General features: G+C 61.5%; 13 protein-coding genes. 9 read left to right on the top strand and 4 right to left on the bottom strand.

Annotated features, from left to right (window positions below):
* Positions 1-74 precede the first annotated feature (74 nt).
* Positions 75-1,526, bottom strand: a complete 1,452-nt coding sequence (locus HX817_RS20685; RefSeq protein ID WP_003213417.1) for a sodium:alanine symporter family protein — start codon at positions 1,524-1,526, stop codon at positions 75-77.
* Between the two features lie 392 nt (positions 1,527-1,918).
* Positions 1,919-3,343 carry an aspartate ammonia-lyase gene (gene aspA, locus HX817_RS20690; RefSeq protein ID WP_003213415.1) on the bottom strand — a complete coding sequence of 475 codons (1,425 nt, stop codon included), beginning with the start codon at positions 3,341-3,343 and terminating at the stop codon, positions 1,919-1,921.
* A 181-nt stretch (positions 3,344-3,524) separates the two neighbouring features.
* On the opposite strand from aspA, the gene HX817_RS20695 reads away from it, so the two are divergent.
* The 5 genes from HX817_RS20695 (at position 3,525) to HX817_RS20715 (ending at position 7,316) form a co-directional block, all read left to right on the top strand.
* Positions 3,525-4,433 carry a LysR substrate-binding domain-containing protein gene (locus HX817_RS20695; RefSeq protein WP_003213413.1) on the top strand — a complete coding sequence of 303 codons (909 nt, stop codon included), beginning with the start codon at positions 3,525-3,527 and terminating at the stop codon, positions 4,431-4,433.
* 332 nt (positions 4,434-4,765) lie between these two features.
* Positions 4,766-5,257 carry a 5-(carboxyamino)imidazole ribonucleotide mutase gene (purE, locus tag HX817_RS20700; protein WP_003213411.1) on the top strand — a complete coding sequence of 164 codons (492 nt, stop codon included), beginning with the start codon at positions 4,766-4,768 and terminating at the stop codon, positions 5,255-5,257.
* A 12-nt stretch (positions 5,258-5,269) separates the two neighbouring features.
* Positions 5,270-6,355, top strand: a complete 1,086-nt coding sequence (locus HX817_RS20705) for a 5-(carboxyamino)imidazole ribonucleotide synthase (RefSeq protein WP_087694603.1) — start codon at positions 5,270-5,272, stop codon at positions 6,353-6,355.
* 103 nt (positions 6,356-6,458) lie between these two features.
* Positions 6,459-6,704 (top strand): GlsB/YeaQ/YmgE family stress response membrane protein, encoded by a 246-nt coding sequence (locus HX817_RS20710; protein WP_003213408.1) that lies wholly within the window; start codon positions 6,459-6,461, stop codon positions 6,702-6,704.
* A gap of 78 nt (positions 6,705-6,782) precedes the next feature.
* Positions 6,783-7,316 carry a DUF3299 domain-containing protein gene (locus HX817_RS20715; RefSeq protein ID WP_023659290.1) on the top strand — a complete coding sequence of 178 codons (534 nt, stop codon included), beginning with the start codon at positions 6,783-6,785 and terminating at the stop codon, positions 7,314-7,316.
* Positions 7,317-7,436: 120 nt separating this feature from the next.
* On the opposite strand, the gene HX817_RS20720 is transcribed toward HX817_RS20715, so the two are convergent.
* Positions 7,437-8,336, bottom strand: coding sequence for a D-hexose-6-phosphate mutarotase (locus HX817_RS20720; protein WP_177041010.1), 900 nt, complete (start codon positions 8,334-8,336; stop codon positions 7,437-7,439).
* A 58-nt stretch (positions 8,337-8,394) separates the two neighbouring features.
* A complete protein-coding gene (locus HX817_RS20725; protein ID WP_003176975.1) occupies positions 8,395-8,799 on the bottom strand; it encodes an acyl-CoA thioesterase in 405 nt (134 codons plus the stop codon).
* A 457-nt stretch (positions 8,800-9,256) separates the two neighbouring features.
* On the opposite strand from HX817_RS20725, the gene HX817_RS20730 reads away from it, so the two are divergent.
* The 4 genes from HX817_RS20730 to pstA all read left to right on the top strand — a co-directional run bounded on the left by HX817_RS20730 (position 9,257) and on the right by pstA (position 16,015).
* The gene (locus tag HX817_RS20730; protein WP_177041012.1) at positions 9,257-10,546 is read left to right on the top strand and encodes an MFS transporter; all 1,290 of its coding nucleotides are present in this window, start codon (positions 9,257-9,259) and stop codon (positions 10,544-10,546) included.
* A 329-nt stretch (positions 10,547-10,875) separates the two neighbouring features.
* Positions 10,876-11,865, top strand: a complete 990-nt coding sequence (locus tag HX817_RS20735; protein ID WP_003213401.1) for a phosphate ABC transporter substrate-binding protein PstS — start codon at positions 10,876-10,878, stop codon at positions 11,863-11,865.
* Between the two features lie 430 nt (positions 11,866-12,295).
* Positions 12,296-14,329: an ABC transporter permease subunit gene (locus tag HX817_RS20740; protein ID WP_173406109.1), complete on the top strand. Its 2,034-nt coding sequence runs from the start codon at positions 12,296-12,298 to the stop codon at positions 14,327-14,329.
* Positions 14,330-14,344: 15 nt separating this feature from the next.
* The gene (gene pstA / locus HX817_RS20745) at positions 14,345-16,015 is read left to right on the top strand and encodes a phosphate ABC transporter permease PstA (RefSeq protein WP_008439475.1); all 1,671 of its coding nucleotides are present in this window, start codon (positions 14,345-14,347) and stop codon (positions 16,013-16,015) included.
* Positions 16,016-16,023: the final 8 nt, after the last annotated feature.

Here is a 16,023-nt window from a genome sequence, read left to right on the forward strand (position 1 = left end):
AGAATCTCCTGAACGAAAAACGCCGCCGGGCCCAGAGCATGCCCAAGGCCGGGCGGCGTGTCATCTATCTAGGTTTAGCGTTGCGCTTGAGCGTTCAATTCTGCGGTCGCTTGAGCGGCTGGCTCAGGCTTCACCGGATTCGCCGGCCAGGCCTTGCGGTCCAGGTCCAGGTCCGGGAACTTGCTGGAATCAAACACCGGGGTCTTGATGCCCGCAGCACGCTGGCCGTCGTAGTCATTCAGGATGCGCATGGCGATCTTGAACAGGAACGCCAGGGCGAACAGGTTGACGAACGCCAGCATGGTCATGGTGATGTCGGCGAAGGCGAACACGGTGCTCAGGTTCTCGATGGAACCCCAGAAAATCAGCACCAGCACCAGCGCGCGGTAGCCCATCAGCACCTTGCGGTTGTCGCCCACGATGAAGCGCAGGTTGCTCTCGCCGAGGTAGTAGTTGTACATGATCGAGGTGAACACGAACAACGCCAGGGCCACCGAGATGAACATCCGGCCCCAGTCACCCACCACCGCCGCCAGGGAGTTCTGGGTCAGGGCAATGCCGTCGCCTTCGAAGCCCGGGGTGTAGAAGCCCGAGAGCAGGATCAGCAGCGCGGTGCAGGTGCAGATGACGAAGGTGTCGAGGAACACGCTGAACGCCTGAACCACGCCTTGGGCGATCGGGTGTTCAACCGAGGCGACTGCCGCCACGTTAGGCGCACTGCCCAGGCCGGCTTCGTTGGCGAACACGCCGCGTTTCACACCCATGATGATCGCGCTGCCCACCAGGCCACCGAAGGCCTGGTCGAGGCCGAAAGCGCTCTTGACGATGGTCGCGAGCATGGCCGGCACGTGGTCGAATTGCAGCACGATCACGTACAGGGTCACCGCGATGTAGACCAGGGTCTTGACCGGCACCAGCAGGTCGGCGATCGAGGCGATACGCTTGATCCCGCCGATGAACACCAGGCCCAGCAGCACCGCCAGGGCCAGGCCGGTGTAGGTGGTGTCGAGGCCAAACGCGTTGTTCAGCGAGTGGGTGACGGCGTGGGCTTGCAGGCCATTGAAGGCGAAGCCGAAAGTCACCAGCAGCAGGAACGCCATCACCATGCCCAGCCAGCGTTTGTGCAGGCCGTGCTGGATGTAATACGCCGGGCCACCACGGTAGGTGCCTTCAGCGTCGGTGCGTTTGTACAGTTGGCCGAGGGAGCACTCGATAAAGCTCGAAGACATGCCCACCAGTGCGGTGACCCACATCCAGAATACGGCGCCCGGGCCACCCAGGGTCACGGCAATGCCGACGCCTGCGATGTTGCCGGCACCCACGCGCCCGGCGAGGCTGAGCATCAGCGCCTGGAACGAACTGAGCTGGCCGGCGCTGCTTTTCAGGCTGTCGCGAAACACCGAAAACATGTGGAAAAAGTGACGCAACTGAACGAAACGCGAGCGGATCGTGAAGTAACCACCGAGCCCGACAATGAGCACGATCAATACTTTCCCTGAGAGGAAGTCGTTGATGACTTCTAGCATGGAGTGTTCCTCGCTGATTTTTCTAATGGCAAACGCAGGACGGTCCGACGCATCGCTCGGCACCAGGCAGTGCACGACGCTTCGACCCCAATCCTTTTGCGGGTGTTGTTATTCATGCGGTTTCGCGCTTCCCAGGGTCTCGTTACCGACGACCGCTGACGCGAAGAGGGGCGGCACTATACCTAGGAGTGGGTGATCCGTCTGCACGAGGCGATTAAAGGTTTCAGCCAAGGCGTTACGGGCAAGGCGGGTTTGTTGGGCGATCTTGGAGTTTTTATTGGCGTCATTTCACAACCTTGAGGCAAAAAAAAGGGCCTGAAGAACGAGCCTTCAGGCCCTCAAAAGGTGAGAGGTGTCTAGTCCCTCAACCTGGTGAGCGGTGCAACAAACGCTTAGGCCTTCAGAGGCACCAAGCGTGGGGCAATCATGTTTTCGGGGCGCAGGATGTCGTCGAGCATGGCGTCGTCGAGCAAGCCTTCTTCGCGCACCAGTTCCAGCACGCCGCGGCCGCTTTCAAGGGCGATACGGGCGATGCGGGTGGCGTTTTCATAGCCGATGTACGGGTTCAGCGCGGTGACCAGGCCGATGGAGTGTTCCACCAGCTCGCGGCAGCGGGCTTCGTTGGCAGTGATGCCGACGATGCAGTGCTCGCGCAGCATGTCCATGGCGCGTTGCAGCAGGCGGATCGAGTCGAAGATCTTGTAGGCGATCAGCGGCTCCATCACGTTCAGTTGCAGCTGGCCGCCTTCGGCCGCGATGGTCAGCGCCAAATCGTTACCGATGATTTGGAACGCCACCTGGTTCACGGCTTCCGGGATCACCGGGTTGACCTTGCCGGGCATGATCGAGCTGCCTGGCTGACGCGCCGGCAGGTTGATTTCGTTGATGCCGGTGCGCGGGCCGCTGGACAGCAGGCGCAGGTCGTTGCAGATCTTCGACAGCTTCACCGCGGTACGCTTGAGCATGCCGGAGAACAGCACGAAAGCGCCCATGTCGGAGGTGGCTTCGATCAGGTCGGCAGCCGGTACCAGCGGCTGGCCGCTGATGGTCGCCAGGCGCTGGACGGCCAGGGCCTGGTAACGCGGGTCGGCGTTGATGCCGGTACCGATGGCGGTGCCGCCCAGGTTCACTTCGGTCAGCAGCTCAGGCGCCAGGGTCTTCAGGCGGGCCAGGTCTTCACCGAGGGTGGTGGCGAAGGCACGGAATTCCTGGCCGAGGGTCATCGGCACGGCGTCTTGCAGCTGGGTACGGCCCATTTTCAGGACGTGGCTGAATTCTTCACCCTTGGCAGCGAACGCCTGGATCAGGCTGTCGAGGCTGGCCAACAGCGCGTCGTGGCCCAGCAGCAGACCCAGGCGGATCGCGGTCGGGTACGCGTCGTTGGTCGACTGCGCCATGTTCACGTCGTTGTTGGGGTGCAGGTATTGGTATTCGCCCTTGCTGTGGCCCATGGCCTCCAGCGCGATGTTGGCAATGACTTCGTTGGCATTCATGTTGGTTGAAGTGCCAGCGCCGCCTTGAATCATGTCCACCACGAACTCTTCGTGGAAATCGCCGCGGATCAGACGGGCACAGGCTTCGCTGATGGCAGCGTGCTTGGCTTCGCTGAGTTGGCCCAGCTCGCGGTTGGCGTCAGCAGCTGCCTGCTTGACCATTGCCAGGCCGACCACCAATTTCGGGTAATGCGAAATCGGAACGCCCGAGAGACGGAAGTTGTTCACCGCTCGCAGGGTCTGGATGCCGTAATACGCTTGAGCGGGTACTTCGAGTACGCCAAGCAGGTCTTTTTCTGTGCGGAAAGATGCAGCGGAGGACATGACGGAAATCATCTCGATATGGACCCGGGCTAGGCCGGAACGCTGTGAATGCTAGGCTTGCAGGAGATTTTGGGCCAATGCTGTTAAACACTGGCCTATGCATAAACGGCATAATGTCGGTGTGACCCCGTTACCATGACGGACGTGTGTGCCAAAATGGTGCGTGCCCCGGGAGGATGTGATGAACCTTGAAAGCAAATGGCTGGAAGACTTTAGCGCCCTGGCTGCCACCCGCAGCTTCTCCCAGGCGGCTGAGCGGCGCTTCGTCACCCAGCCGGCGTTCAGTCGGCGCATCCGCAGCCTGGAGGCGGCGCTGGGGCTGACCCTGGTCAATCGCTCGCGCACGCCGGTCGAACTGACGGCGGCGGGGCAGTTGTTCCTGGTCACCGCGCGGACCGTGGTCGAGCAGCTCGGCGAGGTGCTGCGCCACCTGCATCACCTGGAAGGCGGGCAGGGTGAAGTCATGCAAGTGGCGGCGGCGCACTCCCTGGCCCTGGGTTTCTTCCCGCGCTGGATCGCGCAGTTGCGAAACGAAGGGCTGAACATCGCCACGCGGTTGGTCGCCACCAACGTGGGCGACGCCGTGCATGCGCTGCGTGAAGGCGGTTGCGATTTGATGCTGGCGTTCTACGACCCGGATGCGGCGATGCAGATGGACCCGGAGATCTTCCCGTCGCTGCACCTGGGCAACACCGAGATGCTGCCGGTGTGCGCCGCCGATGCCGACGGCAAGCCGCTGTTCGACCTGGAAGGCGAGGGCAGCGTGCCGCTGCTGGCCTACAGCGCCGGAGCTTTCCTGGGGCGCTCGGTAAACCTGCTGCTGCGCCAGCGGGCGCTGCGCTTTACCACGATTTACGAAACCGCCATGGCCGACAGCCTGAAAAGCATGGCCCTTGAGGGCTTGGGCATTGCCTGGGTGCCGCAGTTGAGCGTGCGCGCCGAGCTGGCCCGGGGTGAGCTGGTGGTGTGCGGCGGCCCGCAATGGCATGTGCCGCTGGAGATCCGGTTGTATCGCTGTGCGTTGGTGCGCAAGGCGAACGTGCGGTTGTTGTGGCGCAAGCTGGAAGGCGGCGCGGCGCAGAACACCTGAGCCCACACAGATCAAATGTGGGAGCGGGCTTGCTCGCGAAAGCGTAGTGTCAGTCAACCCATCGGTGGCTGATCCACCGCATTCGCGAGCAAGCCCGCTCCCACATTAGTTTTCTGGTGTGTTCGCTGACCTGGAAGTCAATAAAACCGCCTGTTTGAGGTGTAAGACAGATGGTCATTCCAGGGGCTGTTTATCTGCGTTATTACGGTATACTGCGCGGCCTTCGGCCGGTCCAACCGGCCTTAATTCGTACAACAAGCCACGCTGGATTTCCCGCGTGGCTTGTTGTTTTTTGACGCGCCTGCGGGCGCCCAGAGAGAAGAGGCACGACGATGAGTGCATTGGTTGGCGTGATCATGGGCTCCAAGTCCGATTGGTCCACCCTTAGCCACACCGCCGATATGCTGGAAAAACTCGGCATTCCCTACGAAGTGAAGGTGGTTTCCGCCCACCGCACTCCGGATTTGCTGTTCCAGTATGCCGATGAAGCAGAATCCCGTGGCATCGAGGTAATCATCGCCGGTGCCGGCGGCGCAGCTCACCTGCCAGGCATGTGTGCGGCCAAGACTCACCTGCCAGTGCTGGGCGTACCGGTGCAGTCGTCGATGCTCTCGGGCGTGGATTCGCTGTTGTCCATCGTGCAGATGCCCGCCGGTATTCCGGTGGCTACCCTGGCGATCGGCAAGGCCGGCGCGATCAACGCTGCCTTGTTGTCCGCCAGCATCCTCGGCGCCAAGCACCCGCAGTTCCACGCGGCGCTGAAAAAATTCCGTGCTGAGCAGACAGACAGCGTCCTGGACAATCCAGACCCACGCATTGCCTGAGGTGGTTGATTGATGAAAATCGGTGTAATCGGTGGCGGCCAACTGGGCCGCATGCTGGCCCTGGCGGGTACGCCGCTGGGGATGAACTTCGCTTTCCTGGATCCGGCACCAGATGCCTGCGCAGCTGCCCTGGGTGAACACCTGCGTGCGGACTACAGCGACCCGGATCACCTGCGCCAACTGGCCGATGAAGTCGACCTGGTGACCTTCGAGTTCGAAAGCGTCCCGGCTGAAACCGTGGCCTTCCTGTCGCAGTTCGTGCCGGTATACCCGAGCGCCGAAGCCTTGCGCATCGCGCGTGACCGCTGGTTCGAGAAGAGCATGTTCAAGGACCTGGGCATCCCGACACCGGCTTTCGCCGACATCCAGTCCCAGGCTGACCTGGACGCCGCAGTCGCCTCCATCGGCCTGCCGGCCGTGTTGAAGACCCGCACCCTGGGTTACGACGGCAAGGGCCAGAAAGTCCTGCGCACCGCCGCCGACGTGGTCGGTACCTTCGCCGAACTGGGCAGCGTCGGCTGCCTGCTGGAAGGCTTCGTGCCGTTCACCGGTGAAGTCTCGCTGATTGCCGTGCGTGCCCGCGATGGCGAAACGCGTTTCTACCCGCTGGTGCACAACACCCACGACAGCGGCATCCTCAAGCTGTCCGTGGCCAGCACCGATCACCCGCTGCAAGCCCTGGCCGAAGATTATTCGAGCCGTGTGCTGAAGCAACTGGATTACGTCGGCGTGATGGCGTTCGAGTTCTTTGAAGTCGACGGTGGCCTCAAGGCCAACGAAATCGCCCCGCGCGTGCACAACTCCGGGCACTGGACCACCGAAGGCGCCGAGTGCAGCCAGTTCGAAAACCACCTGCGGGCGGTAGCGGGCTTGCCATTGGGCTCCACGGCAAAAGTCGGCGAGAGCGCCATGCTCAACTTCATCGGCGTGGTGCCGCCGGTTGATCGCGTGATCGCGATTGATGACTGCCATCTGCATCACTACGGCAAGGCGTTCAAGGCCGGGCGCAAGGTCGGCCACGCCAACCTGCGCTGCAAGGATCGCGCGACGCTGCAAGAGCAGATCCTCAAGGTCGAAGCGCTGATCGCCGAGCAATAACCCAAGGCCGGGCGGAACCATTGGTACCCGCCACCCTCTGATTGCAGGAAGCCAAAGTCTGACTAGGCTTTGACTGAATTCACTTCAATCAGAGGGAAATGCCATGGGTATCATTGGGACCATCTTTATCGGTTTGATCGTCGGCCTGCTGGCGCGTTTCCTGAAGCCAGGCGACGACAGCATGGGCTGGATCATGACCATCCTGCTGGGTATCGCCGGTTCGCTGGTTGCGACTTATGGTGGCCAGGCACTGGGCATCTATCAGGCTGGCCAGGGCGCAGGCTTCATTGGTGCGCTGGTGGGTGCCGTGGTGCTGTTGGTGATCTACGGTCTGCTGAAAAAGAAGTAATTTAGCGACCAGGCCCTCTGCGCTGCGCAGGCGCAGAGGGCTAGAATGCCGGCACTGTAATCCTTGCCGAGCCTCTCCATGCGCCGTCTCCTGTTATCCCTTCTTCTATGCACCGGGTTGGCCCACGCTGGCGAACTGCCGGAAACCGACTGGCTGGAACTGATGCCCAAGTCGGACCAGAAAGCCCTCGAAGAAATGCCGGAAATCGACCACAACTCCCCGGAAGCCCAAGGCACGTTCACCGCAAAGGGTGGCCTGAAGCAGAGCAAGGGTTTGCCGGCGGTTATGTATTCCACCAAGACGGTGGCTGCCATGAACGGCAAGAATATTCGCATTGGCGGCTACCCCGTGCCGCTGGAAACCGACGCCAAGGGCCGCAGCACGCTGTTCTTCCTGGTGCCTTATCCGGGCGCCTGCATCCACGTGCCGCCACCGCCGCCCAACCAGTTGGTGCTGGTGCGTTATCCCAAGGGCTTGAAGCTGGATGACATCTACACGCCGCTGTGGGTGACGGGCACGCTGAAGGTGGAGAAGGTCAACAATGACCTGGCCGATGCGGCGTATGCGTTGGATGCGGGGAAGGTGCGGGCGGTCAAGGAATCGGATCTCTGATCTGATGCAGAACCTAATGTGGGAGCGGGCTTGCTCGCGAATGCGGTGTGTCAGTCAGCACATGCACTAACTGGAACACCGCATTCGCGAGCAAGCCCGCTCCCACATTTTTGATTGGGGTTACAGGGCGATACCGCTGATGCTCACGCCCAGGGTATGGCTTTCACCCGGCGCCAGCGTCACCACATCGTCCAGCACATTCGCGGTCTCGATGCACAACATGCCCTGCCAGCCGTCGTCGGCCATGTCACTGAAGGCCTTGGCACGTTCGGTCCACGGGTTCCAGATCACCGTCGAGCGCGAGCCTGTGCTGGTGAGCTGAACGCGGCGCTGCCAGTCTTTATCGACGATGTTCACGTGAGCCGGGGTGTCGAGGTAGATGCGGTCGGTCTCGGCGGTGAAGTGCAGCAGCCCGGATTGCTGCTTTGGGGTCCAGCCGTCGGCCGTATCGATATAGTCCCGCCCGTCCAGGCCGTCGACCTGCACGTTGCGTACATCGCTGACCGCAAAATAGCTGTGCAGCGCCTGGCTGAGGCTGACGGTCTCGGCGCCGTGGTTGTGGCTGGTCAGGCGGATGTGCAGTTGATCATCCAGCAGGATGCTCATCTTCAGGTCAACCTGATGCGGCCAACCCGGGAAGCCACCTTCAGGCACTGGCAGTTCCAGCTCAACCCTCAGCGCTGTGCCTTCTGCCTCAACGCCAGCCAACGTCCAGTCAGCGGTCCGCACGAAACCATGGGCACCGGCCGGCTCGGCGCCCTGGTACATGGCCTTGACGCTCTGCGGGTTGCGGTCGAACACACCAAACCACGGCCAGCACACCGGCACGCCGGTACGAATGCCTTTGCCTTTCTTGAACACCACCTGATCGTTGGGCCAGATGATTGGCTTCTCGCCAGCGCGCTGGTAGCTGACGATATGCGCACCTTGCTGGGCCACCACCAATTCGGCGCCGTTGTGGCGGATGCGCCAAGCGTTCAGCTCATCCAGTTTTACGGTTTCAACGTTGGGCGTAGACATAGGCGCGCGCTCTCAATGGCAGACAATGGGGCAATGGACCGTCAAAACGTCGCGATGTTTAACGCGCCCGCGACGGAACCGAGCGGGTGCGGCCGCTGCCGTCGATGGCAACGAACACAAACACCGCCTCGGTCACCTTGCGCCATTCGCTGGACAGCGGGTCGTCGCTCCACACTTCGACCATCATCTGGATCGAGCTGCGGCCGATTTCCAGGGCCTGGGTGTAGAAGGACAACTGTGCGCCGACGGCCACGGGCACCAGGAATGCCATGCGATCAATCGCCACGGTGGCTACGCGGCCACCGGCAACCTTGCTCGCCATGGCGGTGCCGGCCAGGTCCATCTGCGCGACCAGCCAGCCGCCGAAGATGTCGCCGAAACCGTTGGTTTCACGCGGGAGTGCGGTGATTTGCAGGGCGAGATCGCCTTGCGGGATAGGATCTTCTTGTTCGAGTTCGATCATGCCGGTGCCTCTGACCCGTGACGCTTCATGGGTATTTCAAGTGGATAGCCGTCTTCTGGAAAAACGTTTCAGCACCAACATACACCGCTCGATGCGTTTCTCGTAAGGCGTACTAAAGGGAAACTCTGCCAAATCGGCTGGCGTATAACCAACGGCGTTTTGGCACAGCAGCCCCTCAAGGATGCGGGTCTGGCGCTTGCAAGGGCCGAGTATATCGAGCCGTCGGCGCCACGACGACCTCCCGACGCTCATTTGGTCGGTAAATAGACGCTGTATCGCGGCTTTTTCCGGCAACTGTGCTCCTGCTCATATTAATTGCACGTCTGCTACGGAAATATTTCGCGGATCTGAACTGTTAACGGCTCAACGCTGTGCTTTTTCAAGCGATTTGCTATCTTGCCAAGCCTGCCGCAAGTCCCGGGCTTGCCGTCCTGACTACTATAAGAGAAGCCTTGCCATGTCCTCCGTGCCCGCAAGCAGTGCGCAACCGTCGCGCCCGCTGACCCGCAACGACTACAAAACCCTGTCGCTGTCTGCCTTGGGCGGGGCGCTGGAGTTCTACGACTTCATCATCTTCGTATTTTTTGCGACGGTAGTCGGGAAGCTGTTCTTCCCGGCGGACATGCCCGAATGGCTGCGCATGATGCAGACCTTCGGCATCTTCGCCGCCGGCTACCTGGCGCGGCCGCTGGGCGGGATCATCATGGCGCACTTCGGCGACCTGCTGGGGCGCAAGAAGATGTTCACCCTGAGCATCTTCATGATGGCCGTGCCGACCCTGATCATGGGCCTGCTGCCGACCTACGCGCAGATCGGCCTGTGGGCGCCGATCCTGTTGCTGCTGATGCGCGTGATCCAGGGCGCGGCGATTGGCGGTGAAGTGCCGGGCGCGTGGGTGTTCGTATCCGAGCACGTGCCGCCCCGTCACATCGGTTATGCCTGCGGCACCCTGACCAGCGGCCTGACGGCCGGCATTCTGTTGGGTTCGCTGGTGGCCACCGCCATCAACACGCTCTACAGCCCGGAACAGGTGTCGGATTACGCCTGGCGCATTCCGTTCCTGCTGGGTGGTGTGTTCGGCCTGTTGTCGGTGTACCTGCGTCGCTGGCTGCACGAAACCCCGATCTTCGCCGAGATGCAGCAGCGCAAGACCCTGGCGGCCGAGCTGCCGTTGCGCGCGGTGTTGCGTGACCATCGTGGCGCCATCGTACTGTCGATGCTGTTGACCTGGCTGCTGTCGGCCGGTGTGGTCGTGGTTATCCTGATGACGCCGACCGTGCTGCAAACGGTCTACCACTTCAGCCCAACGGTGGCGCTGCAGGCCAATAGCCTGGCCATCGTCACTCTGAGCCTGGGGTGTATTGCTTCCGGCGCCCTGGCCGACCGTTTTGGTGCCGGGCGCGTGCTGATCATCGGTTGTGCCTTGTTGCTGGCAACGTCCTGGACGCTCTATCACAGCCTGATGGCTCACCCGGACTGGCTGTTCCCGCTGTACGCCTTGACCGGCCTGTTTGTAGGCACCATCGGCGTGGTGCCCTATGTCATGGTGAAAGCGTTCCCGCCGGTGGTGCGTTTCAGCGGTTTGTCGTTCTCCTACAACGTCGCCTACGCCGTATTCGGTGGCCTGACGCCGTTAGCGGTGTCGCTGCTGATGAAGGAAAGCCCGATGGGCCCTGCTTACTACGTGGCGGCCCTGTGCGTGATGGGGATGGCGGTGGGTGGGTACCTGTGGAAGCGCGGGCGCTGACACGTTTTTGAAAACTGCCGGACAACCTTGTGGCGAGGGAGCTTGCTCCCGTTGAACTGCGCAGCCGTTCCATTCTGGGGGCCGCTACGCGACCCAACGGGAGCAAGCTCCCTCGCCACAGATTTTGCCTTACAACGATTACAGATTGTTTCCACGAAATCGCTCCAACCTCCTCGCAAGCCCCGGATTTATTGGCGTTTCTCCTTCCTGTCAGCTTTTTCATAAATGCTGGCCTTTCATCTAATTGTCATATTCCAGACATAGAGTGTTCACACGGCCTACCGATACTTGGCCCCGATCCAACTATCCCTATCTGCTAGGAGCAAGGCATGAAACTGAAACGTTTGATGGCGGCAATGACTTTTGTCGCTGCTGGCGTTGCGACCGCTAACGCGGTAGCCGCTGGTGTTGACCCGGCGATTCCGGCTTACGTGAAGACCACTGGTGTGTCGGGCAACCTGTCCAGCGTTGGTTCCGATACCCTGGCAAACCTGATGACCCTGTGGGCTGAGGGTTACAAAAAGGAATACCCGAACGTCAACATCCAGATTCAGGCCGCCGGCTCCGCCACTGCACCTCCTGCACTGACTGAAGGCACCTCCAACCTGGGCCCGATGAGCCGCAAGATGAAGGACACCGAACTGGCTGCCTTCGAGCAGAAGTACGGCTACAAGCCAACCGCGATCCCGGTTGCCGTGGATGCCCTGGCCGTGTTCGTGCACAAGGACAACCCGATCCAGCACCTGACCATGGAACAAGTCGACGCGATCTTCTCCTCGACTCGTCTGTGCGGCGCCAAGGCTGACGTCAAGACCTGGGGCGACCTGGGCGTGACCGGCGACCTGGCCAACAAGCCAGTGCAACTGTTCGGTCGCAACTCGGTATCCGGCACCTACGGCTACTTCAAGGAAGAAGCCCTGTGCAAAGGCGACTACAAGCCTAACGTGAACGAACAACCTGGTTCGGCGTCGGTTGTGCAGTCCATCAGCTCCTCGCTGAACGGCATCGGTTACTCGGGCATCGGTTACAAAACCGCCAGCGTGAAAACCGTGGCCCTGGCCAAGAAAGGCAGCACTGACTTCATCGAAGACAGCGAAGAAAACGCCCTGAACGGCAAATACCCGCTGTCGCGCTTCCTCTACGTCTACGTCAACAAAGCCCCGAACAAGCCTCTGGCCCCGCTGGAAGCCGAGTTCGTGAAGCTGGTTCTGTCCAAACAGGGCCAGGAAGTGGTAGTGAAAGACGGCTACATCCCGCTGCCAGCCAAAGTTGCCGCCAAGGCACTGGCTGACCTGGGCCTGAAAGAAGGTGGCAAATAAGCCGCCGGTAAACCTGCCTGGAACCGCGGTTTACCCACGGTTCAAGGCCCGGGCGGGGTCTGTAAGACCTGGACCTCGCCTCCCATTTTTTAATCCGCTGCCAGCCCTGCTACGCGGCGGATTTCTTGCGTCACTGCATTGTCATCTTTCTGTCATACAGGATCGCTAGGGTGTGCGCATGAATGATCTGGCCAATTCCACCATGACGACGACTTCTCCCCCCAAGCGCATTGATTTCAATACGCCTGAGCTGCAACGCAAGCGCCGCATCCGCGCGCTCAAGGATCGCCTGACCCGTTGGTACGTGCTGGTGGGCGGCCTTGCCGTCCTGGGCGCGATCACCTTGATCTTCTTCTTCCTCGCCTACGTGGTCGCGCCGCTGTTCCACGGCGCCAACCTGACCAAGGAAGAGGCCCTCGCGCCTGCCTGGCTGCAGGACGCCGGCAAGCCGCTGATGATCTCCATGGAAGAACAGAACCAGGTCGCCATGCGGGTTTCCGACAAGGGCCAGGCGCTGTTCTTCAACGTTGACACGGGTGCCGAACTCAAGCGCGTTGACCTGCCGTTGCCGGCGGGCGTGACAGTCGCCTCCATTGGTGAAGACCAGCCCGGCAGCCCGCTGGTGATCCTCGGCCTGTCCAACGGCCAGTCCCTGGTGTTCCGTCACACCTATAAAGTGTCGTACCCGGACGGCAAGAAGACCATCTCGCCCGCCGTCGAATACCCTTACGGCGAAACACCAATCGTCCTCGACGAACAGGGCCGCTCCCTTGAGCATGTCGCCTTGAACGCGACCGACTCGACGCTGGTGGTGGCCGGTTCCAGTGGTGCCCATCTGAACGTGCTGTCCATCAGCCGTGAAGAAAACATGATGACCGAGGAAGTCACCACCGAGCAGAAACGCATCGAGCTGCCGCAAATGACCGAGCCGGTCAAAGCCATCTTCGTTGATCCGCGCCAGCAGTGGCTGTACGTGATCAACGGTCGCGCCCAGGCCGACGTTTTCAGCCTGCGGGACAAGAGCCTCAACGGTCGCTACAAATTATTGGAAGACGGCGTGGCGCAAGTCACGGCCAGCACCCAACTGGTGGGCGGCATCTCGCTGATCATCGGTAACTCCAGCGGTGGCCTGGCGCAGTGGTTCATGGCCCGCGACCCGGACGGCGAACAACGCCTGAAGCAGATCCGTACCTTCCAGATGGGCACCGCGCCTATCGTTGAAATCACTGCTGAAGAACGTCGTAAAGGCTTCACCGCCCTCGACGCTTCCGGCAAGTTCGGTGTGTTCCACAGCACTGCCCACCGTACGTTGCTGGTGGACCAGGTGGTCGACGGCAACGGTATCTTCGGCATGTCGCCACGGGCCAACCGGGTGATCGTCGAGGCCGGCGGCAAGCTGCAACCGCTGCTGCTGGACAACCCGCACCCTGAAGTTTCCTGGAGCGCGCTGTGGAGCAAGGTCTGGTACGAAAACTACGACGAGCCTAAATACGTCTGGCAATCGACCGCCGCCAACACCGATTTCGAACCCAAGATGAGCCTGGCGCCCCTGACCTTCGGTACCCTGAAGGCCGCGTTCTACGCCATGCTGCTGGCCGCACCACTGGCCGTTGCCGCTGCGATCTATACCGCTTACTTCATGGCCCCGAGCCTGCGCCGCAAGGTCAAGCCGGTGATCGAATTGATGGAAGCGATGCCGACGGTGATCCTCGGCTTCTTCGCCGGCCTGTTCCTGGCGCCGTATGTCGAAGGGCATTTGCCGGGGATCTTCAGCCTGCTGATGCTGCTGCCGATTGGCATCCTGGTGGCCGGCTTCGTCTTCAGCCGCCTGCCTGAGTCGATCCGCCTGCGGGTCCCGGATGGCTGGGAAAGCGCGATCCTGATCCCGGTGATCCTGTTTGTGGGCTGGCTCTCGTTGTACATGAGCCCGTACCTGGAAACCTGGTTCTTCGGCGGCGACATGCGCATGTGGATCTCCCACGACCTGGGCATCACCTACGACCAGCGCAACGCCCTGGTAGTCGGCCTGGCCATGGGTTTCGCGGTGATCCCGAACATCTACTCCATCGCCGAAGACGCCGTGTTCAGCGTGCCGCGCGGCCTGACCCTGGGCTCCCTGGCCCTGGGCGCCACGCCATGGCAGACCATGACCCGCGTCGTGATCCTGACCGCCAGCCCGGGCATCTTCTCGGCGCTGATGATCGGCATGGGCCGCGCGGTCGGTGAAACCATGATCGTGCTGATGGCCACCGGCAACACGCCGGTGATGGAGATGAACCTGTTTGAAGGCCTGCGCACCCTGGCAGCCAACGTCGCGGTAGAAATGCCCGAATCGGAAGTCGGCGGCAGCCACTACCGCGTGCTGTTCCTCTCGGCGCTGGTGCTGCTGCTGTTCACCTTCATCATGAACACCCTCGCCGAGCTGATTCGTCAGCGTCTGCGCAAGAAATACTCGTCGCTTTAAGAAAGGTAGAAGTCTGTGAAACAGAACTCCCTGAATGGATGGTTCAAGAGCGGCGCCCCGGGCGTCTGGATCAGCGGTGGCGCGGTGTCCATCGCGGTCATCATGACCATTGGTTTGCTGGCCGTGATTGCCGTGCGTGGCCTGGGCCACTTCTGGCCGGCCGACCTGATCCAGGCCAACTACAACGTGCCGGGCCAGGAAAATCACATCGTCGTCGGCGAAGTGGTGCAGAAAGAAGAAGTGCCCCGCGAGCGCCTGAAAAGCGCTGGCTTGCCGGTGCCGGACCAAGGGCCGGAGTTCATGACCCGCGAGCTGATCAAGGTCGGCAACCGTGACTTGAACGGCAATGACTTCACCTGGATCGTCGGCGAGTGGCTGACCAACCAGACCAAGCCGGTCGAGTTGATGGCCATCGAGCGTCGTGAGTGGGGCAACTTCTACGGCACCCTGGTCAACGTCAAGCAGGACGGCAAGGTGATCGCCGAAGGCGAGGCGGCCTGGCCGGAACTGCAAGCCCGCGTGGACCGCGTCAACAAGCTCGCGGCCCAGCTCAAGACCCTCGAGAAGTCTGACATCGGCGCCATCAACGCCGGCCTCGAACGCATCCGTCTGCACGGTCGCAAACTGGAGCTGGAAGGCAAGCTGGACGCCACCGCCCAGGCCGACATGGACAGCGGCCGCGCCGAACTGAACAACCGCTACAAGGATATCGAAGCCCGCCTGGCCGACCTGCATACCCAGTTCAACCGCGACAGCCTGACCGCCCGCGATGCCAACGGCAAAGAAATCGAAATCGGCATTGGCAAGGTGGTGCACGCTTACCAGCCGAACGCCATGGGCTACATGACCAAGGTTGGTTTCTACTTCAGCAAGGTCTGGGAATTCCTCAGCGACGATCCACGGGAAGCCAACACCGAAGGCGGGATTTTCCCGGCGATCTTCGGCACCGTGATGATGACCCTGATCATGGCGATGATCGTGACCCCGTTCGGCGTGCTGGCGGCGGTGTACCTGCGTGAATACGCCAAGCAGAACACCCTGACGCGGATCATCCGCATCGCGGTGAACAACCTGGCCGGTGTACCCGCCATCGTTTACGGCGTGTTCGGCCTTGGCTTCTTTGTGTACGTACTGGGCGGCTCGGTTGACCGGCTGTTCTTCGCCGAGGCCTTGCCGGCACCGACCTTCGGTACGCCTGGCCTGCTCTGGGCGTCCCTGACCCTGGCGCTGCTGGCGGTACCGGTGGTGATCGTGGCCACCGAAGAAGGCCTGGCGCGGATTCCTCGCACCGTACGTGAAGGTTCTTTGGCACTGGGCGCGACCAAGGCGGAAACGCTGTGGAAGATCGTGCTGCCGATGGCCAGCCCGGCGATGATGACCGGCATGATCCTCGCCGTGGCCCGCGCCGCGGGTGAAGTGGCACCGCTGATGCTGGTGGGTGTGGTGAAACTGGCGCCGTCGCTGCCGGTGGACGGCAACTACCCATACCTGCATCTGGACCAGAAGATCATGCACCTGGGCTTCCATATTTATGACGTCGGCTTCCAGAGCCCCAACGTCGAAGCCGCGCGGCCGCTGGTGTACGCCACCGCCTTGCTGCTGGTGCTGGTGATCGCCACGCTCAACCTGTCGGCGGTGTGGATTCGTAACCACCTGCGCGAAAAATACAAAGCGCTGGACAGTTAATTGAAGTG

Source organism: Pseudomonas sp. C6002 (genome assembly GCF_013385805.1).
In the GTDB taxonomy this organism is placed as follows: domain Bacteria; phylum Pseudomonadota; class Gammaproteobacteria; order Pseudomonadales; family Pseudomonadaceae; genus Aquipseudomonas.

Bases quoted from the DNA above. Each gene is read 5' to 3' on its own strand.
- HX817_RS20685 (WP_003213417.1), bottom strand. From the start codon at position 1,526: ATGCTAGAAGTCATCAACGACTTCCTCTCAGGGAAAGTATTGATCGTG.
- aspA (WP_003213415.1), bottom strand. From the start codon at position 3,343: ATGTCCTCCGCTGCATCTTTCCGCACAGAAAAAGACCTGCTTGGCGTA.
- HX817_RS20695 (WP_003213413.1), top strand. From the start codon at position 3,525: ATGAACCTTGAAAGCAAATGGCTGGAAGACTTTAGCGCCCTGGCTGCC.
- purE (WP_003213411.1), top strand. From the start codon at position 4,766: ATGAGTGCATTGGTTGGCGTGATCATGGGCTCCAAGTCCGATTGGTCC.
- HX817_RS20705 (WP_087694603.1), top strand. From the start codon at position 5,270: ATGAAAATCGGTGTAATCGGTGGCGGCCAACTGGGCCGCATGCTGGCC.
- HX817_RS20710 (WP_003213408.1), top strand. From the start codon at position 6,459: ATGGGTATCATTGGGACCATCTTTATCGGTTTGATCGTCGGCCTGCTG.
- HX817_RS20715 (WP_023659290.1), top strand. From the start codon at position 6,783: ATGCGCCGTCTCCTGTTATCCCTTCTTCTATGCACCGGGTTGGCCCAC.
- HX817_RS20720 (WP_177041010.1), bottom strand. From the start codon at position 8,336: ATGTCTACGCCCAACGTTGAAACCGTAAAACTGGATGAGCTGAACGCT.
- HX817_RS20725 (WP_003176975.1), bottom strand. From the start codon at position 8,799: ATGATCGAACTCGAACAAGAAGATCCTATCCCGCAAGGCGATCTCGCC.
- HX817_RS20730 (WP_177041012.1), top strand. From the start codon at position 9,257: ATGTCCTCCGTGCCCGCAAGCAGTGCGCAACCGTCGCGCCCGCTGACC.
- HX817_RS20735 (WP_003213401.1), top strand. From the start codon at position 10,876: ATGAAACTGAAACGTTTGATGGCGGCAATGACTTTTGTCGCTGCTGGC.